The organism is Amycolatopsis sp. GM8, from assembly GCF_021653975.1.
Lineage (GTDB): Bacteria > Actinomycetota > Actinomycetes > Mycobacteriales > Pseudonocardiaceae > Amycolatopsis_E.
On sequence record NZ_JAJKFK010000003.1, the window covers coordinates 404,648 to 423,226 of the forward strand.

Sequence of the window (18,579 nt, forward strand, 5' to 3'; positions counted from 1 at the left end):
GCCTCAGGAGAGCTTCGAGCCGACGAGCTTGACCAGGTCCGCGAGGCGGTTGGAGTAGCCCCACTCGTTGTCGTACCAGCCGTAGACCTTGACCTGCTCGTCGATGACCTTGGTGATCGGCGCGTCGTAGATGCACGAGGCCGGGTCGTTGACGATGTCGGAGGAGACGATCGGGTCCTCGCTGTAGCGCAGGATGCCCTTGAGCGCGCCCTCGGCGGCGGCCTTGTACGCGGTGTTGATCTCTTCGACCGTCGCCTTCTTCTTCAGGTTGACGGTGAGGTCGGTGATCGAGCCGGTGGGCACCGGGACCCGCAGCGAGTAGCCGTCGAGCTTGCCGTTGAGCTCCGGCAGCACCAGGCCGATCGCCTTCGCGGCGCCGGTCGAGGTGGGCACCACGTTCAGCGCGGCGGCGCGGGCACGGCGCTTGTCCTTGTGCGGGCCGTCCTGCAGGTTCTGGTCCTGCGTGTAGGCGTGGATGGTGGTCATCAGGCCCTTTTCGATGCCGAAGGCGTCATTGAGGACCTTGGCCAGCGGGGCGAGGCAGTTGGTGGTGCAGGACGCGTTGGAGATGATCGTCTGCGTGCCGTCGTAGAGGTGGTCGTTGGCGCCCAGCACGACGGTCAGGTCCTCGCCCTTGGCCGGCGCGGAGATGATGACCTTCTTGGCCCCGCCCGCGATGTGCGCCTTCGCGGCGTCGGCGTTGGTGAAGAAGCCGGTCGACTCGACGACGACGTCCACACCCAGCTCGCCCCAGGGCAGGTTGGCCGGGTCGCGCTCGGCGAGCGCCTTGATGGTCTTGCCGCCGACGACGATGCCGTCCTCGCCGACCGTGACCTCGTCGGGGTAGCGGCCCAGGATGCTGTCGAACTTGAGCAGCTGCGCCATGGTCTCGACATCGCCGAGGTCGTTGAACGCGACCACCTCGATGTCGTGCCCGGCGGCCTGCACCGCGCGGAAGAAGTTGCGGCCGATCCGGCCGAAGCCGTTCACGCCTACGCGAACAGTCACTGTCCGTCTCCTCGGTTCGACCCGGCCCCGTGACCGGGCTGCACATCGTCGGTTTCAAAGGTCACCCTAGCGTGCTGGCCTGCGGGTACCCACACGGACCGGGGTGGGCAAGGCCACCTTGGTAAATCGATCCCGAAATCGATCAAGAGACCAGCTCTTTCTCCAGCGGGGTCCGGAATTTCGGGACAACCCGGACATCACCGAGCCATGTGCGTAACCGGTCCGCCGCCCGCTCGATCGCGGCCGTCGCGTCAGCGCCCACGTCTTCCAGCATACGGTATGCAATGTTGCCGTCGGCGTGCTGCGCCCAGCCGCCGACGATCCGGCCCGCCCACCACACGGTCGGCCCGATGTTGCCGGTCCGGTCGAACAGCGGGGCCTGGTGCTCACCGAGGTACCAGTCGCGGCGCACCCAGCCCATCGGGGTCGGGTCGAGCGCGGGCAGGAACGCCGCGGCGGGCTCCGGCTCCTCCACCGGGTCCAGGTCGTCGGCAAGCACGATGCCGGGCGTGCCGTCCAGGTCGACCTCGGCCGGGCCGATCGCGGCGAGAGCCTTCTTGGTCTGCCCCGCGGTCCAGCCGGTCCACCATTTGAGGTCCTCGACCGGGGCGGGCCCGAACGCCCGCAGCCAGCGGCGCGCGAGCCCCACCCGCGCGGCGTCCGGGTCGAGGGCGGGAATTCCGTTGTCCAGCCAGGAATCCGCGGTCGCCCAGGCGTACTGGGTGGACAGCCACGAACCGCGCGGGCGGCCGCGGACGATCCGGCCCTGCGCGGCGAGCAGGAACAGCACGCGGTTGGTGATGTAGCCGCGCGCCTCGTACGGCTTCCCTTGTGCCATCACGATTTCAGTGCGCAGCCGCGGCTCGCCGTCGGCGATCTGCTGCGCCTGCGCGGTGCCGCGGGCGGCCAGCGCGGCGTACGCGCCCTCCTCGACCTCGGCGAGCCACGGGCCGAGGTCGACGTCCAGGCCGGCGGTGGCGAGGTGCTGGATGAGCAGTTTCCGTTGCTTGCGCGCGATTTCCTCGGCGCACGCGGCCTGCACGACGGGGACGAGGGCGGCCGGGACGACGAACATCGTGCGGCGCATCCCCAGCATGCGCAGCACCGTGCGGTCCTCGTACAGCGCCTGCTCGGCGGTGCCCGGCTCGCGGAGGCGGACCGCGGTGGACAGGTGCACCGTCGCGGGATCGGTGGCGTGCAACGCCACGAGGCTCTCCGCGACCTGCTCGACGCTGTCGCTGGGCGTGCTCAGCAGGTGGCGCGCCATCAGTCGCGCCCGCCGCTCGGCGATTCCGATCCGTCTCGTCACGCCCGTTGTCCTATCACGCACGGCCGACAAAACCGGTTCGCGTGCGGTGCTCCCCCAGCTAGATTCGGTCCTATGATCTCTCCGGGGCATTTCGCGGCGTTCGCCGCGCTGGTGTTCGTGATGGTCGTCGTGCCGGGGCCGAGCGTGCTGTTCACGATCAGCCGCGCGCTCACCGTCGGGCGGCGCGACGCGCTGCTGACGGTCGCCGGGAACGCTGCCGGGGTGTACCTGCAGGTGGTGGCCGTGGCGTTCGGGCTGGGGGTGCTGGTGCGGGGCTCGGCGACGGTGTTCACGGTGATCAAGCTCGCGGGCGCGGCGTACCTGATCTACCTCGGCGTGCAGGCATTCCGGCACCGCCGGAGGCTGAGCGAGGCGCTCGCGTCCGCGGTCCGCACCACGCCCGGCCGGACGCTGAAGGTCCTGCGCGACGGGTTCGTGGTGGGTTTCGCCAACCCGAAGTCGATCGTGTTCCTGGCCGCCGTGCTGCCGCAGTTCGTCGACTACCCGGCCGGGCAGGTACCGGCGCAGATCCTGCTGCTGGGGGTCTGCCTGCCGGTGATCGCCGTGCTGTCCGACAGCCTCTGGGCGCTCACGGCCGGCGCGGCGCGGGACTGGTTCGCCCGCTCACCCCGGCGGCTCGAGCTCGTCGGCGGGACCGGTGGGCTGGTGATGATCGGGCTGGGCGCCGGGATCGCGCTGACCGGCCGCAAGGACTAGGCGAGTCACGACGACGGGAACGAGAACAGGCCGTGGGGGCTGCCCAGTCCGGTGGGACCGTCCCAGCCGGGGCCGGCGGCGCACAGCCGGACGTCGAAGGTCTGCTTCAGGTCGGGGGCGTTCGGCGGCACGCACCGGCCGTCGCTGATGGTGCCGCTGGTGCCCGAGGTGACGTCCTGGAACGACACCGGGTTCAGCTGGTACAGCAGGTTCGGGCCCAGCACCCCGGAAAGCGAACCGCTCGCGGCGTACACGCCGGCGATGAACGGCGCGGACGCGCTGGTGCCGGCGACCACCGTCCAGCCGGAGGGCTGGTGTGACTGCGGGCTGTAGGTCGTGTAGATCGCGAGATCGGCGGCGACCGCGGACACGTCCGCACCGGTCCGGGCGCCGGTGCACGCGGCGCTCACCAGGGCGGACTGGCCCGCCGCCGGCAGGACCCCCGGCGCGCAGCTCGAACCGGCGTCGCTCCAGGCGCCCTCGCTGTAGCGGCCGTCCTGCTCGACCAGTTCGGTCCCGCCAGCCGAGGTCACCGTCGGCAAGGCCTGCGGCCACAGGTATTCGGTCGCCTCGAACCCCTCGTCCCCGCTGGCGGCGACGATCGGGACGCCGCGCCGTGCGAGCTGCTGCGCGATCGGTCCGTGCATCATCCCGTCGTCGCCGGGCAGGCCGTAGCTGAGGCTCACCGCGCTCGCACCCTGGGCGATCGCGGTCCGCACCGCGGTGCCGAACGCGGTGGCGTAACCGTGGTAGTCGACCGTCCCGTTTGGACCGTTGGCCGGCAGAACCGATTGCGGCAGCTGGATTTCGACGATCTTGCAGTCCGGGCAGGCGGCCGAGGCCATGTCCACGTCCAATGCGGACTCCAGCGCGATCGACTCGTCGATCCCGATCCCGTCGGGGTCCGTCGCCGGTGCGACCGGCGGGCCGCCGTGGTAGTCGAGCTGGCGGAAGCACCCGGTGGCGCTCGTGCACGGCGGCAGCCCGTACCGCGCGCGGTAGACCGCGAGATCGGACTCCAGCGTCGGATAGGCGCCCACGTTGACGACCGCGACTGTGCCCGCGTGCGGCGCGCGCACCGGGATCTCGTGCGACAGCTCCAGATCACGCGCGCCCCAGCCCACCGGCTGGTCGTCCCGGGCGCCGGTGAGCCTTTCGAGCTGACAGCCGAGCCGGGCGAGCGCTCCCCCGCACACCGGTTCGAACTTCGGGACGGCCGACGCGGGCGAAGCGCACAACGCGACGATCAGCACTGCTGCGGACAGGACGGCGAGTGGCTTGGCAAGAGGCATCGCCGCCGGAAGCTAGCTGATCATGACCGGTTCCGCAGCGCGAACGGGGCTACTCCCCCGACTTCGTGAACAGGCGGGTCGCCGAAAGATGCGACGTGCCGTCCGGTTCGGTGAGCTCGTCGAGATGGGTGCGGATCGTCGCGTCGACGGACAGGTACTTGCGCCCGGCGCGCAGGTCCGCGTCGTTGCGCAGGCGCACGATCAGCGGGAACTCCGACAGCGCGCCCGCGTCGAACAGGCCCGTGGTGTAGATCAGCTGCACGCCCAGCGCCTCGGCGACCACGCGCTGCAGCTCCAGCAGGTACCCGGCCGAAGCCCGCCCGATCGGGTTGTCCAGGAACAGCACCCCGGAGTGCCGGTTGCGCATCTTGCCGCGGTTGTTGGCGCGCAGCGCGGCCAGCGTGCAGTACAGGATGATCGCGGCCGTCAGCTGCTGGCCGCCGGAGAACACGTCCCGGATCTCCGACACCCGCTGCCGTTCGGTGCGCAGCACGGAGTCCGGTTTGAGCATGTCCACCCGGAACCCCTTGGGCACCGCGGCCCGCACCCCGCGCAGCACCAGCGACATCCCGTCGCGCTTGACGTCGCGGCCGTCGCTCGTCTTCCCGGCGGCCGCCTCGTCGACGACCTGGCCGAGCGCCTCGGACAGCTCGGGGTCCTCCGGGTCGGCGAACCGGATGCGCAGGAACTCCTGCCCGGACCAGTCGCCGAGGCCGTCGGGCAGCCGGGAAAGCCGTTGCGCGGACCGGAGCATCCGCAGCGCGCCCTCGACCATGCCCTGCAGCCGCGCGACGATCCCGGACCGGTGCCGGTCGATCTGGGCGAGGTCGTCGGTAAGGGTGCGCAGCCGGGGACGGAGCGCCACGGCCCATTCGGCCGCGCTCGCCGGCAGGCTGTCGCGGCGCACCGAGATGATCTGCTGGCGCACCGGGCTGGTCAGCTTCTCGAACCGCTTGTCCGTCGCGTAGTGGGCGAGGGCGTCGGCCGCCGCGCGCACCCGTTTCTCGGCCTGGTCGACGCCTGCCTCGGCTTCGGTGAGCGTGGACGTCAGCTTGCGGTAACGACCTTGCGCCGCGTCGACGTCGCCGTCGAAAACGCTTTCCGGCTCGCCCTCGGGCGCGAGATGCGCCATGGATTCGGCGAGCAGCCGGAATCCCGTCGCGGACGTGTTCGCGGTTTCGGCGGCACGCTCGGCCTCGGCGCGCCGGGCCTGCGCCTCTTCCCACGCGCGGGCGGCAGCGCCGGCCTCCTCGGCGGCCTCGTCGATCAGCTCCCGGCCGTGCTCCGCGTCGCGCGGGCGGGTTTCCAGCGGGACGCCCTGTTTCGGCAGCTGGTCGAGCTCCGCCTTGCAGGTCGCGACCGCGCCGATCGCTTCGCTGTGCTCGGTTTCCAGTGCCGCGACCGCCCGCCCCGTGCGCGCCTGCGCGGCCGCGCGGGTCGCGGCATCGGAACCGTCGGGCGTCTCCAGCAACCGGGACGCCTGCTCGCGCACCGCGGGGTCGAGCAGTTCCAGGGCGGCCCGCGCGGCGGACTCCGCCGATTCGGCCTGCTCCAGTTCGGCCCGCAGATCGCTGCCGACCTCGACCTTCGCGTATGCGTCGCTCGCGGAGGCGAAGGCCCGCCGCAGCGCGTCGACCGGTTCGGCGGGCACGGCGTCCTTTTCGGACACCGAGCCGCCACCCGGCACTTCGGCGAGTTCGGCGCGGGCACTGCTGACCGTGCGCCGGTGACCGTCGGCGGTGCGCTGTTCTTCCGCGGCCACCTCGCGGGCCCGTGCGGCCCTGGCGCTCGCCTGCCCGGTTTCGGTCTCCGCGCGCACGACGATCTCCCGCGCCCGCTCGACCTCGTCCGTCCACTGTGGAATCCGGGCGACCCGTTCGGCCAGCTCGCCGAGCTCGCGGGCGCGGTCCTCCTCGGTGCGCGCCTGCGTCCGCAGCAGCGGGACGGCCTCACGCAGCCTCGCCCGGCGGGCGGTGAGGTCGGCGAGATTCCGTTCTGCCGCAACGACCACGTCGTGGGCTTCGGCCTGCTCGCCGGCCGCGGTCTCGGCTTCTTCGGCGAGCGTGCCGAGCGCTCCGGCCGGGTAGTCCTCGCGCCATGTGGTGAGCTTCCATTCGAGCGCGGCGTCGTCGCCGATGGCGGTGGCCAGGGCCTCCAGCTGTTTCTGGCGGCGGGAATGCCGGGCGAGGATGGCCTGCCGTTCGGTGTCGGCGGCCTCCTCGTCGTACATCGCCGGGTTCGGCGGCACCAGGAACTCGACGCCCGGCGCGGCTCCCCGTGCCTTGACCGCTTCGGTCGTACCAACCGGAAGAACGGTGCTGGGCAACAGTTTCGCGTCCGCCAGCGCCGTCCGTGCCCGGCCGAGCTGGGCCGGGTCGTTGATCAGCACACCGGAGACCAGGTGCGGCAGTTCGGCCAGTACCCGTTCCCGCTGTTTCGCGTCCATTGTGGACAGATAACGCCAGCCCGACCACGCGGTGATCCCGGCCCGCTCCAGCACGTCGAGCGCCGCCTGCACCTCGGGTGGCGCGGGCAGCAGGCCGCCGTCGCCCAGCGCCGCCAGTGCGCGCTCGTCGACCGACTCCTCCATCCGCAACGAGGTCTGCTGTCGCTCGGCGGCGGATCGTGCTTCCCGCAACCGTTTCAGCAGCGCGGGCGTGTCCGTCTCCAGTTGCACGTTCTCGCCACCGAGCAGTTCCAGCAACCGGGGGTGCGCGGCGAGGGCGTCGGTGCGGCGGTGCGCCTTGGCGAGCTCGCCCGCCGCCCGGTCCGCACGCCCCTGCGCGGTGGACGCCCGTTGTTGCGCGGTGTGCACGGCTTGCTGCGCCTCGGCGAACTCTTCCGCGACGCGTTCCAGCTCGGCCTCTCGCGAGACCAGTTCCCCGGCCGCGTGCTCGCCGCGGGTGCGGGCTTCTTGGGCGGCCTCGGCGACCCGCGTGCCGTCACTGAGCAGGCCCGCACGCACGGCTTGGCGCACCTGGGCCCGGACCTCCTCGATCCGGGTGGCCAGCTGGGCCTCCTCGGCCCGGTGCTTCGCCGCGGTCGTGGTCGCTTCGTCGCGCTGGTCCTGCGCTTTCGCCGCCTCCGCACGCGCGGCCGTGGCGCGCTCCTCGGCCGCCTCGGCTTGCTCCCCGGCCTCACCAGCGAGCGCGAGGAGCCCACGGGCGAGCGCGTTCGCGGCGGCGTTCTTGGCTTCCAGCGCGGGTTTCGCGGTCTGCTCCCGCTCCCCGACGAGGTCGCGGATGTCGGCGGCCTTGCGGACGGCGTTGACATGCGCGAGCACCGTGCCGGTCTCCCGCCAGGCCTCGGCGGTCGCGCGGGCGTGCGCGAGCTCTTCGTCGACGCGCTGCTTGTCAGCGGTCGCGTCGGCCAAGCGCAGCTCCGCGACGACGCGCCGCAGCTCCGTCGCGACGGCGGACAGGCGGCGGTGATCGCCCTCGGCGAGTTTCTCAGCGTCGCGGGTCTCTTCGACGAACGTGGCGAGCCCGGACTGACGGTCGGACTCCAGCCGGTGACGGGCCAGCACGGCCCCGGCGAACGCCCGCGCGTCGGACCGCGCGGCCGCCGCGAGCTTGCGGGACGCGGCCGCGAACGATTCCTCTTCGGACAGTGGGCCCAGCAGGTCCAGTGCCCCGGCGACGAAGTCCCGTTCGGACATCAGCTCGCCGCGCTGGCCGAGGTTGTGCGCATAGGTCTGGACCACGTCGGCGAGATCGCGCGGATCGTCCTCGGGGATGACGGCCTTGAGCAGGAAGTCGACGAACGCCTCGTCGGAGGTGAAGGCGAACGCGTCCGCCGCCTCGCCCTCACCGGCGTTCATCGCGCGCTGGTAGCGGAACAGTTCGGTGTCCAGGCCGAGCGTGTCGAGCCGCTCGGTCCACTCGTGGTGGCGGCGCGTCCAGGACAGCTCCAGCTCGGGCTCGGCCTGGTGCGCCGCGTCGAGCCGTTCCTGGAAGCCGGACATGGTGAGCAGCCGGCCGTCCTCGGTGAACGGCAGTGTCTCCAGGCCGGTGGCCGCGCTGGGCCGGAAGCAGAACCACGAGTCGATCAGGTTCGCGGGGTCGCCCGACACCACGTGCCCGCGCCATTCGGACACCTTGCCGGTGATGATCCGCTGCCCGGTCTCGGTGTGCTGCCATTCCAGCACGACATGCGAAACATCCTTGGCGGCGACGAACTTCTCCAGCACCCGGGTGTTCGTCGTGCCGACCACCTGGCGGCGCCCGGGCAGCATCACCGAGAAGATCAGCTTGATCAGCACCGACTTGCCGCCGCCGTTCTCCAGGAACAGCACGCTCGCCGGCGACGGCCGCCGCGGCAGGCCCTGCTCGGCGGAGTGGATCCCGGCGGTGAACAGCGCGTCCTGCGACGGCGCCTTGACCAGCGGGCCGACGCCGGAGAAGTCCAGCACCACGTCCTGGTAGCGCGCGCCCGCCGGACCGACCGAGTGCAGGCGCACCCTGGAAAGCTCGTACAACCGTCCCCCTACAAAGTGTCCGAAATGGACGGACGCAGGGACCCGGCCGCGTCTCCCACCGCGACCACGCCCAGTTCCAGCAGTTCCTCGAAGGCGCTGTCGGCCGCCAGCTCGCGCACCTGGATCTGGTATCGCGGCGTGGTCCGGTAGGTACCCCCCTGCTCGCCGCTGACCTGCACCAGAAACCCTTGGTCCGCAAGGAACCGCAGCGCGCGCGATACCATGCCGCGGGTGGTGTCGGACGCGAGGCGCCCGTCCTTCGTCGCCGCCGCGGCGGGGCGGCGCGCGTAGGCCCGCCAGGCCTGTTCCAGCTCCGGCGCGCCCGCCAGCGGATCGTTGTTCTGCTCGGCCTTCGCCGCCCGCTCGTCCAGGATCCGGCAGGCCTCCCGGACCACGCCGTCGACCTGCTCGACACTGACCCGGCCGATGTAGGTGTCGTTCGCCAGGTCGTCCGGACGCGGGTAGCCGAGCGCGGCCGTCGCCAGATGGACCAGGCCGTGCAGCACCTTCTCGGTGTCGCGGCGCTCGCGGATCTTGCTCTGCCGCGCGTAGGAGTCCATCTTGATCTCGAACACGGACTCGTCGGTGGCCGCGAGGACGGCCCCGGCCTGGGTGCTGACGTCGAGCACCATCAGCCCGAGCCCGGCGGCGACCGAGTTGGTGAGCTGTTTGAAAGCGCTGTCTTCGCCGTAGCGGCGGACCAGATCCGCGTAGACGACGTCGCGACCGGGCAGCTGCTTCGGCCGCATGCCGAAGGAAATCAGCCGGGCCGCCGACTCCACGTCCGCGGTGGTGCTCATGCGACCCCCTCGCGCTCGATACGTGCCGTGGTGAGCAACAGGTCCGCGCCGCCGAAGTCGTCGTCCTCCAGCGGCGTGCCGTCGTCCACGGCGAGCAGCGTGCGATCGTCCCCCTGCCGGACGGCCGCGCCGATCTCCGGACTGTACGAGTGCAGCGCCCGCAGCGCGACCAGGCGCGCCAGCCGCGGGTCGGCTTCCCGCGCCTCGGCCAGCAGCCCGGACAGCCGCCGCGGCACCTCGGGCAGGTCCAGCAGCTCGTCCGCGCGCCGCCACTGCTCGTCACTGTAGTAGTCGGTCTGCTCGGCCGGGACGAGCTCCGGTTCCGGCACTTCGCCGACGAGCTTGTCGCGTTCGGGCGCCGGGCGCAGCAGCAGCGAAACCAGTGAGGACAGCGACGGCACGGTCGGCACCTCGACCCCGGCGACCGCGTGGAAGAAGTCCTCGACCGGGGCGACCGCGTCCGCGATCGGCAGTTCCAGGCTCGGCACCAGCAGCTGCCCGAACAGGTCGAGCGTGGCGCGCCGCGGCGGGCCGGAGAACTGCTGGCGGTCCTGCTCGGCGCGGAAGGTCGCGCCCGCGGCCTGCAGCCGGGACTGCAGCTGGGTGTGCCGGCTGATGCAGTCGGCGACGATGTCGACCAGCTCGGCCGCGCGCCGCTTGTGGTCGGGGTCCTCGGCTTCGTCGCGGGCGCGCGTGATGTTGCGCAGGATCGCGTTCTCCGCCCGGAACCGCGCCTCGATGTGGGACAACGCGGAGTCGAGCAGTTCGGGCATCTCGTCGGCCCAGTCGACGGCGCGCACGTCCCGGCGGGTCGCGTCGAGCTTGGCGCGCAACGTCTCGCCGTACTGCACGGTCCGGTAGCGGGCCTGCTCGGCGGCGAGCTTCGCGTCGGCGAGCCGGCCGCGGCTGATCAGGTTCTCGAGCTTGACCTCGGCGGCGATGTGCGCCGACTCGACGTCCGTGTCCAGCGCGCCGACCAGCACGTTGATCGCCTCGTCGCTCGAGCGCAGGTACACCTCGCCGTCGGGCGCGGCCAGCTCCACCAGCAGCTTGAAGTCGAACGCGCGGCGGCGGTACGCCCCGCTCTCGTCGACGCTGCCGTAGACGCGGCGGAACCCGCGGTCGGCGGTACCGACGTTGATCAGGTTGTCCAGCACCCAGCGCGCCACCCGCAGGTGCTCCTCCGCGCCGCGGCCGGGCGCCTGCGCGGCGATGAACGGCTGCAGGCGGCGCACGACGTCCTCGTGGCCGGCGCCGGTGTCGAAGTCCATCGCGATGGTGACCTGGTCGATCGTGTGCAGCGCGATCTCCGCCATCTGGTAGACCGTCGCGTCGGCCCAGTCCAGCTTCGCCTTGCGGGCGTCGAGGTCGTGCAGCGGCGCGGTGCAGGCGAGCGCCTTCAGCCGACGGGCCAGGCCCTCGTCAGCCAGGCCTCCGCTGATCAGATCCGCATCACGCACAGCGCACCAGAGTAGCCGCTTGTATTTTGGGCGCCATGCGTGACATGAGCCGGGAAGAGTGGTGGGCGTTCGCCAGCGAGGGAACGCGGACGGGCAAGCTCGCCATCGTGCGGGCCGACGGGTCGCCGCACGTGACGCCGATCTGGTTCGTGCTGAACGAGACCCCCGACGGCGACGAGCTGATCTTCAACACGGGCGTGAACTCCCTCAAGGGCAGGACACTGCGGCGGGAGCCGCGGGTGTCGCTCATCGTCGACGACCAGCGGCCGCCGTACGCGTACGTGCAGTTCACCGCGGTGGCGTCGCTGCACACCGATCTCGACGAGATGCTGCTGTGGGCGACCAGGCTCGGCGCCCGCTACATGGGCGAGGACCAGGGCGAGGCGTTCGGCAAGCGCAATGCCGTACCGGAGGAGTACCTGGTGCGGGCGAAGATCACGAAGGTACTCGCGTTCGCCGGCATCGCCGACTGATTTCCGCCAGCACCCGGGCCCTCGCGGTACCCAGACTGGTGGGGTGAAGCTCACCGAACGCGTCGACGAACTGGACTGGGCCGCGCTCGTGGCCGAGGTGAACGAGTACGGGTGCGCGCTGACGCCACCCCTGCTCACGCCCGCCGAATGCCGCGAGCTTTCGGCCCGCTACGACGACGTCGCCCAGTTCCGCTCGACGATCGACATGGCCCGGTTCCGGTTCGGCGCCGGGCAGTACCGCTACTTCGCGTACCCGCTGCCCGAGCCGGTCGCCGAGCTGCGCGCGGCGTTCTACCCGCACCTGCTGCCGATCGCCCGGGACTGGGCGCGGAAGCTGAGTCGCCCGGCGCCGTGGCCGGACGACCTGGAGGACTGGCTGGCCCGGTGCCACGCCGCCGGGCAGGTGCGGCCGACGCCGATCCTGCTGCGCTACGGCGCCGGCGACTGGAACGCGTTGCACCGCGACCTGTACGGGGACCTGGTGTTCCCGCTGCAGGTCGTGTTCGGGCTCGACGAACCGGGCACCGACCACACCGGTGGCGAGTTCCTGCTGGTCGAGCAGCGCCCGCGCGCCCAGTCCCGCGGCACGGCGACCCTGCTGCGGCAGGGGCACGCACTGATCTTCACCACCCGCGACCGCCCGGTGCGCTCGGTCCGCGGCCATTCCGCGGCGCCGGTGCGGCACGGCGTCAGCACCGTGCGGTCGGGCCGCCGGCACACCCTAGGCCTGGTGTTCCACGACGCGAGCTAGGTTCTGTTTTTCCAAGTGGCGGAGCCGCTTGCTGTGGGCCGCCAACTCGCGCCGCCGCGGGTTCTGAGGTGGTTCCTGGCGAGGACAGCGCCGACGTGGTGAATTGGACATTCATGAGGAGGCGATCCCGGAGCCAGGGGCCGCCTCAGGTTCCGCCACCCGCGCAGCAACGCAAGCCGTTTCACAACACTCTCTAGGCGATCTCCCGGCTCTCGGCGAGGAACTCGGCGAGGGGCGGGCGCTGGTGGCACGACACGTCGGTCAGCACCATCTCCCGCTCGACGCCGTGGCCGGACTCGCCGCGGCGGAACTGTGCGAGCAGCGTCGCCGGGGGCTGGGCCGAGACCAGGCGCCCGTAGTGCGCCAGCCGGTCGAACAGGGTCTGCATGATCTGCCCCGACATCCGGCCCAGCGCCTGGGTGCTCTGGTGCCGGTGGGTCCGCTTGCCGAGGTCGACCTGCGCGAGCGCGTCCAGCCCGTGCTCCTGCAGGATGTCGATCAGGTGCCCGACCTCGACCCCGTAGTTGACCACGAACGGGATGCTCTCCAGCACCTCCCGGCGCCCCGCGTACTCACCGGCCAGCGGCTGCACGAACCCGGCGAGCTCGGGCCAGTACATGTTCAGCAGCGGCCGCGCGACCAGCTCGGTCACCCGGCCACCGCCCTCCGCGTCGGTACCGTTCGCGCCGACCAGCGGCCGGTGGTAGAAGCCCTTGACGTAGGCCACCGACTCGTCGGTCAGCAGCGGGCCGAGCAGGCCGCTGACGTAGTCGCTGGTGAAGTCGTACAGATCGCCGTCGACGAAGACGACGATGTCACCGCTGGTGGCGGCGAGCCCCTTCCAGAGCGCCTCCCCCTTGCCCGCCATGCCCGGCAGCATCGGCAGCACCGAGTCCTGCGCCACGACGGACGCCCCGGCCTCGGCGGCCACCCGCGCGGTCGCGTCCTGCGACCGCGAGTCCACCACGAGCACCTCGTCGACCAGCGGGATCCCGTCCACCAGGTCCCGGCGGATGGTGCGGACGATGTCCCCGACCGTCGCCTCCTCGTCCCGCGCCGGGATGACGACGCTGACGGTCGTGCCACCCTTGGCCGCGAGGAGATCCGCTGGCCGCCAGTCGGCGGTATGGCTGCTGCGCCGGGGGAGCCAGCTGCCCACATCGGCGGACACCTTCAGTTCCGCCTTCTCGTTCGCGCTGTTGAACCGCACGAGTATCCCCTTCCCCGAACCGAACGTAGCCGAGATCCAGCGTCGGTTCACCGGGTTTCGCCAACCATGCCGCCATGAAACCGCTACGTTACGACTCCCGATCACCTGGGGGCCGCCGGTAACACCCGAGGTACATCCTCCAGCTCAGGGGTTCACCGGGTGGCCACGGGGTCAGGCGTCCTCGTCCTCTTCCAGCATCTCCGCGGTGACGGCGGACTCGGTGTCGGGGATGTCGAGGTCCTTCGCGCGCTTGTCCGCCATCGCCAGCAGGCGGCGGATCCGGCCGGCCACGGCGTCCTTCGTCATCGGCGGATCGGACAGCTGCCCCAGCTCCTCCAGCGACGCCTGGCGGTTGGACAGCCGCAGCTTGCCGGCGGCCAGCAGGTGGTCGGGCGCGGTGTCGCCGAGGATATCCAGCGCGCGCTCGACCCGCGCGGCGGCCGCGACGGCGGCCCGCGCCGAGCGGCGGAGGTTCGCGTCGTCGAAGTTCGCCAGCCGGTTCGCCGTCGCCCGCACCTCGCGGCGCATCCGGCGCTCCTCCCACTGCAGCACGCTCGAATGCGCGCCGAGCCGCGTCAGCAGCGCGCCGATCGCGTCGCCGTCGCGCACCACGACCCGGTCCGCTCCCCGGACCTCGCGCGACTTCGCCTGGATGCCGAGCCGGCGGGCGGCGCCGACGAGCGCGAGCGCGGCCTCGGGACCGGGACAGGTGACCTCCAGCGACGACGAGCGGCCGGGCTCGGTCAACGATCCGTGCGCCAGGAAAGCACCACGCCACGCGGCTTCCGCGTCGGCGACGTTGCCGGAGACGACCGCGGCCGGCAGCCCGCGCACGGGGCGGCCGCGGTTGTCGATGAGCCCCGTCTGGCGCGCCAGGCCCTCGCCGTCCTTGACGACGCGCACCAGGTACCGGGTGGTCTTGCGCAGGCCGCTCGCCGAGAGCACATGCACGTCCGACTGGTGCCCGTACAGCTCGTGGATCTCCTTGCGCAGCCGCCGCGCGACCGAACCGGTGTCGAGCTCGGCCTCCACCACGACCTTGCCCCCCACGATGTGCAACCCACCCGCGAACCGCAGCATCGACGCGACCTCCGCCCGCCGCGGCCCGATCTTGGTGATCTGCAACCGGCTCAACTCGTCCTTCACCGCAGCGGTCATCGCCATGGCCCCTCCCTGCTTTCTCCACCGTCCCGGTCTCCCGCCACGGAGCGGTGACCGAGAGCCTCTCGCACACACGCCGCGAGCGCATCCGGATCGTGCAAACCCCGCACGTTCGGGTCTGCCACGTCCGCGAGCAACGCCCGCGCCCCCAGCTCCGCCGCCGCGTCCCGCAGGCGCGCGGGATCCGGGACCGACGCGCGGTCCGCGATCACCACGTCCACCCGCAGTCCGGGAGCGTGTTCGAAGAGTACGTCGAGATGCCGCTCGGGGGAGAAACCCGCTGTCTCCCCCGGCTGGGGGACCAGGTTGAGGATCAGCACCTTCACCGCCGTGGTCCGGACCAATGCGTCGTGCAGCCCGGGCACCAGAAGGTGCGGCAGCACGCTGGTGAACCACGAGCCCGGACCGAGGAACACCACGTCCGCGGCGAGCACGGCGTCCACCGCTTCGGCGCACGCGACCGGCACTCCGCCGGGCCGTTGCGGGGTGCGCAGCTCGATCCGCCGCACCCGCCCCGGGGTGCTGGCGACCGCGACCTGACCGCGGATCACGCGCGGCTCGTCGTCGTCGGTGAGACCGGTGACCAGTCCGGTCACCTCGGCCTCGATCTCCAGTGGCTCCGGGGACATCGGCAGTACCCGGCCGGACACGCCGAGCAGCTTCCGTGCCTCGTCGAGCGCCACCACCGGATCGTGAAGCACCTCGAAAAGCCCGGCCAGCACGAGGTTTCCGACGGCATGCCCGGTGAGCGCGCCGTTGCCGCCGAAGCGGTGCTGGAACACCTCCGCCCACAGCGACTCGCCGTTCTCCGCGTCGGCGAGCGCCGCCAGCGCCTGGCGCAGATCGCCCGGCGGCAGCAGGCCGAGCTCCCGGCGCAGCCGCCCGGACGAGCCGCCGTCGTCGGCGACCGTCACCACGGCCGTGATGTCCGTGGTGACCCGCCGCAACGCGGTCAGTGTCGCCTGCAACCCGTGGCCGCCGCCGAGCGCGACCGCGCGCAGATGCCGATCCTGGGTCACTCGCGACCCAGATCCCGGTGGATCACCTTCACCGCCATACCGTCCTCATTGGACAACAACCGGGCCAGCTCCTCGGAAAGCGCGACACTGCGGTGCTTTCCGCCGGTGCAGCCGACGGCGAGGGTGAGATAGCGCTTTCCCTCCCGCTTGTAGCCGGCCCCGATCAGCCGCAGCAACTGGTGGTAGCGGTCGAGGAATTCTTCGGCACCTTCCTGCGACAGCACGTAGTTGCGCACCTCGGAGTCCAGCCCGGTGTGGTCGCGCAGTTCCGGGATCCAGAACGGGTTCGGCAGGAACCGCACGTCCATCACGAGATCCGCGTCCATCGGCAGGCCGTACTTGTAGCCGAAGGACAGCACCGTGACCCGGGTCTGGGTGGCGGACTCGGTGCCGAACGCGTCCTCGATCTTGGCGCGCAGGTCGTGCACCGACAGCGCGGAGGTCTCCAGCACGAGGTCGGCTTCTTCGCGCAGTGGAGCCAAAAGCGCGCGCTCGGCGGTGATCCCGTCGGCGAGCCGTCCGTCGCCCTGCAGCGGATGCCCGCGCCGCACCGACTCGAACCGGCGCACCAGCACCGCGTCGGTGGCTTCGAGGAACAGCACGCGCGGCTTGTACCCGCGCGCGTCGAGGTCCTTGATCACCGAGGCCAGGTCGTCGGTGAACGCGCGGGAGCGCACGTCCATCACGACGGCCACCTTCGTCACCGCTCCCCTGGCCTGCACGCCGAGCTCGACCATGGTCGAGATCAGCTCCGGCGGCAGGTTGTCCACCACGAACCAGCCCAGATCCTCCAGGCACTTCGCGGCGGTCGACCGGCCAGCCCCGGACAACCCGGTGACGACCGCGACCTCGATCCCGGACGGATGCCCGTCCGGATGACCCTCGTTTCCCGTCATGACTCCCTCTCCCCTGTTCGTAACGCCGCGACCACGGCTTCCGCGGTGCGCCTCCCCACCCCGGGCACCTGTGCGATGTCCTCCACCCGGGCCTCCCGGAGCTTCTTCACCGAACCGAAGTGCTTGATCAGCGCGGCCCGGCGGGTCTGGCCCAGCCCCGGCACACCGTCCAAAGCGGACACCTGCACGCGCTTCGAGCGCTTCTCCCGGTGGTAGCGGATCGCGAAGCGGTGCGCCTCGTCCCGCACCCGCTGGAGCAGGTACAGCGACTCGGAGGTGCGCGGCAGGATCACCGGGTCCGGGTCGGCCGGCAGCCACACCTCCTCCAGGCGTTTGGCCAGCCCGATCACCGCGATATCGGTGATGCCCAGGTCCGCGAGCACATCCGCGGCGGCCGTCGCCTGCGGGCCGGCGCCGTCGACGACGAGCAGGTTCGGCGGATACGCGAACTTGCGCGGGCGCCCCGTCTCCGGGTCGATACCGGGCTTGGTCTCGCTGTCCGCGTTCTCCGTTTCCTTGAGGTAGCGGTGAAAACGGCGCCGCACGACCTCCGCGATGGACGCCACGTCGCCCTCGGTCGCCGCCTCACGCAACGCGAACCGGCGGTACTCGGACTTGCGGGCCACGCCGTCCTCGAACACCACCAGCGACGCGACGACGTCGCTGCCCTGGATGTGGCTGATGTCGATGCACTCGATGCGCAGCGGGGCGGTGTCCAGCGCGAGCTGCTCCTGCAGCTCGGAGAGCGCGGCCGAGCGGGCCGTGAGGTCGCCCGCGCGGCGCAGTTTGTGTTGCTGGAAGGCCTCTTCCGCGTTGCGCTGCACGGTTTCGGCAAGCGCGCGCTTGTCCCCTCGCTGCGGCACCCGCAGCTGCACCCGCGAGCCGCGCAGGCCCGACAACCACTCGGTGAGCGCTTCGGCGTCAGTGGGCAGTTCCGGCACGAGCACCTCGCGCGGCACCGGTGTGCCGTAGTCGGCGGTCTGCTCGGCCAGTTCCGCCTGCTCGCCGTAGAACTGGCTGAGGAACTGGTCCACCAGATCGCGGACGCCCATCTCCTCGACCTTGTCGATCACCCAGCCGCGCTGGCCGCGCACCCGGCCGCCACGGACGTGGAACACCTGGACGGCGGTTTCCAGCTCGTCGTGCGCGAACGCGACGACGTCCGCGTCGGTGCCGTCGCCGAGCACCACGGCCTGCTTCTCCATCGCGCGGCGCAGCGCGCCCAGGTCGTCGCGGAGGCGGGCCGCCCGCTCGAACTCCAGCTCCTCGGCCGCCTGGGCCATCTCCTTTTCCAGCCTGCGCACCATCAGGTCGGTGCGGCCGGCGAGAAAATCGCAGAAGTCCTCGACGATCGACCGGTGCTCGCCGGCGGTCACCTTGCCGACGCACGGCGCCGAGCACTTGTCGATGTAGCCGAGCAGGCAGGGCCGGCCGATCTGGGTGTGCCGCCGGAACACACCGCCGGAGCAGGTGCGGGCCGGGAAGACGCGTAGCAGCAGGTCGAGCGTCTCGCGGATCGCCCACGCGTGCGCGTACGGCCCGAAGTAGCGAACGCCCTTCTTGCGGGGGCCGCGGTAGACGTGCAGGCGGGGGAACTCCTCGTTCATCGTCACCGCGAGCACCGGGTACGTCTTGTCGTCGCGGTAGCGGACGTTGAAGCGGGGGTCGAACTCCTTGATCCAGTTGTACTCGAGCTGCAGCGCCTCGACCTCGGTGCCGACGACCGTCCACTCGACGCTCGCGGCGGTGGTCACCATCTGGCGGGTGCGCGGGTGTAGCCCGGCGAGATCGGCGAAGTAGGAGTTCAGCCTGCTGCGCAGGCTCTTGGCCTTGCCGACGTAGATGACCCGCTTGGTCGCGTCACGGAACTTGTACACGCCGGGCTGGTCGGGAATGCTCCCCGGCGCGGGACGGTAGGTCGACGGGTCAGCCACACACCAAGCCTATGGCCAGGGGCCGACACTCCGGCGCACCCCCGGCCGTCGCGGTATGGGATTCTCACCGGT

The 18,579-nt window shown here is 71.5% G+C and carries 14 protein-coding genes; 3 read left to right on the top strand and 11 right to left on the bottom strand.

From position 1 onward, the window contains the following. Positions 1 to 3: 3 nt before the first annotated feature. On the bottom strand, positions 4 to 1,008 hold the full coding sequence (gap, locus tag LOZ83_RS15130; RefSeq protein ID WP_236791223.1) for a type I glyceraldehyde-3-phosphate dehydrogenase: 1,005 nt from the start codon (positions 1,006 to 1,008) through the stop codon (positions 4 to 6). A 142-nt stretch (positions 1,009 to 1,150) separates the two neighbouring features. Beyond that, positions 1,151 to 2,317: a winged helix DNA-binding domain-containing protein gene (locus LOZ83_RS15135; protein ID WP_236791224.1), complete on the bottom strand. Its 1,167-nt coding sequence runs from the start codon at positions 2,315 to 2,317 to the stop codon at positions 1,151 to 1,153. Positions 2,318 to 2,389: 72 nt separating this feature from the next. On the opposite strand from LOZ83_RS15135, the gene LOZ83_RS15140 reads away from it, so the two are divergent. Further along, complete coding sequence (locus LOZ83_RS15140) at positions 2,390 to 3,034, top strand: LysE family translocator (protein ID WP_236791225.1); 645 nt, start codon at positions 2,390 to 2,392, stop codon at positions 3,032 to 3,034. 5 nt (positions 3,035 to 3,039) lie between these two features. On the opposite strand, the gene LOZ83_RS15145 is transcribed toward LOZ83_RS15140, so the two are convergent. Genes LOZ83_RS15145 through LOZ83_RS15160 form a run of 4 tightly spaced genes read right to left on the bottom strand, consistent with a single transcriptional unit; the run spans position 3,040 to position 11,063 of the window. Further along, complete coding sequence (locus LOZ83_RS15145; protein WP_236791226.1) at positions 3,040 to 4,326, bottom strand: S8 family serine peptidase; 1,287 nt, start codon at positions 4,324 to 4,326, stop codon at positions 3,040 to 3,042. A 49-nt stretch (positions 4,327 to 4,375) separates the two neighbouring features. Beyond that, the gene (locus LOZ83_RS15150) at positions 4,376 to 8,803 is read right to left on the bottom strand and encodes a hypothetical protein (protein ID WP_236791227.1); all 4,428 of its coding nucleotides are present in this window, start codon (positions 8,801 to 8,803) and stop codon (positions 4,376 to 4,378) included. A gap of 8 nt (positions 8,804 to 8,811) precedes the next feature. After that, on the bottom strand, positions 8,812 to 9,603 hold the full coding sequence (locus LOZ83_RS15155) for a hypothetical protein (RefSeq protein WP_236791228.1): 792 nt from the start codon (positions 9,601 to 9,603) through the stop codon (positions 8,812 to 8,814). Then, positions 9,600 to 11,063, bottom strand: coding sequence for a hypothetical protein (locus tag LOZ83_RS15160; RefSeq protein ID WP_236791229.1), 1,464 nt, complete (start codon positions 11,061 to 11,063; stop codon positions 9,600 to 9,602). Before LOZ83_RS15160 ends, LOZ83_RS15155 begins: the two co-directional genes overlap by 4 nt. 35 nt (positions 11,064 to 11,098) lie before the next feature. Between LOZ83_RS15160 and LOZ83_RS15165 the strand changes: the two genes are divergently transcribed. Continuing rightward, complete coding sequence (locus tag LOZ83_RS15165; protein WP_236791230.1) at positions 11,099 to 11,536, top strand: PPOX class F420-dependent oxidoreductase; 438 nt, start codon at positions 11,099 to 11,101, stop codon at positions 11,534 to 11,536. Positions 11,537 to 11,579: 43 nt separating this feature from the next. Further along, complete coding sequence (locus tag LOZ83_RS15170) at positions 11,580 to 12,287, top strand: 2OG-Fe(II) oxygenase (RefSeq protein ID WP_236791231.1); 708 nt, start codon at positions 11,580 to 11,582, stop codon at positions 12,285 to 12,287. Between the two features lie 193 nt (positions 12,288 to 12,480). On the opposite strand, the gene LOZ83_RS15175 is transcribed toward LOZ83_RS15170, so the two are convergent. The 5 genes from LOZ83_RS15175 to uvrC all read right to left on the bottom strand — a co-directional run bounded on the left by LOZ83_RS15175 (position 12,481) and on the right by uvrC (position 18,507). Beyond that, positions 12,481 to 13,497, bottom strand: coding sequence for a glucosyl-3-phosphoglycerate synthase (locus LOZ83_RS15175; RefSeq protein WP_236791232.1), 1,017 nt, complete (start codon positions 13,495 to 13,497; stop codon positions 12,481 to 12,483). Between the two features lie 171 nt (positions 13,498 to 13,668). Next, on the bottom strand, positions 13,669 to 14,661 hold the full coding sequence (whiA, locus tag LOZ83_RS15180) for a DNA-binding protein WhiA (RefSeq protein WP_236791233.1): 993 nt from the start codon (positions 14,659 to 14,661) through the stop codon (positions 13,669 to 13,671). Beyond that, the gene (gene yvcK / locus LOZ83_RS15185) at positions 14,652 to 15,659 is read right to left on the bottom strand and encodes a uridine diphosphate-N-acetylglucosamine-binding protein YvcK (RefSeq protein ID WP_236792089.1); all 1,008 of its coding nucleotides are present in this window, start codon (positions 15,657 to 15,659) and stop codon (positions 14,652 to 14,654) included. Before yvcK ends, whiA begins: the two co-directional genes overlap by 10 nt. A gap of 14 nt (positions 15,660 to 15,673) precedes the next feature. Continuing rightward, entirely contained in the window at positions 15,674 to 16,573 is a 900-nt protein-coding gene (rapZ, locus tag LOZ83_RS15190) for an RNase adapter RapZ (protein ID WP_236791234.1), read from the bottom strand. Beyond that, positions 16,570 to 18,507, bottom strand: coding sequence for an excinuclease ABC subunit UvrC (gene uvrC, locus LOZ83_RS15195; protein ID WP_236791235.1), 1,938 nt, complete (start codon positions 18,505 to 18,507; stop codon positions 16,570 to 16,572). The genes rapZ and uvrC overlap by 4 nt, the downstream gene beginning before the upstream one ends. Between the last annotated feature and the right edge of the window lie 72 nt (positions 18,508 to 18,579).

Coding starts and splice junctions, on each gene's coding strand:
- LOZ83_RS15140 (WP_236791225.1), top strand. CDS start 2,390: ATGATCTCTCCGGGGCATTTCGCGGCGTTCGCCGCGCTGGTGTTCGTG.
- LOZ83_RS15145 (WP_236791226.1), bottom strand. CDS start 4,326: ATGCCTCTTGCCAAGCCACTCGCCGTCCTGTCCGCAGCAGTGCTGATC.
- LOZ83_RS15155 (WP_236791228.1), bottom strand. CDS start 9,603: ATGAGCACCACCGCGGACGTGGAGTCGGCGGCCCGGCTGATTTCCTTC.
- LOZ83_RS15165 (WP_236791230.1), top strand. CDS start 11,099: ATGCGTGACATGAGCCGGGAAGAGTGGTGGGCGTTCGCCAGCGAGGGA.
- whiA (WP_236791233.1), bottom strand. CDS start 14,661: ATGGCGATGACCGCTGCGGTGAAGGACGAGTTGAGCCGGTTGCAGATC.
- rapZ (WP_236791234.1), bottom strand. CDS start 16,573: ATGACGGGAAACGAGGGTCATCCGGACGGGCATCCGTCCGGGATCGAG.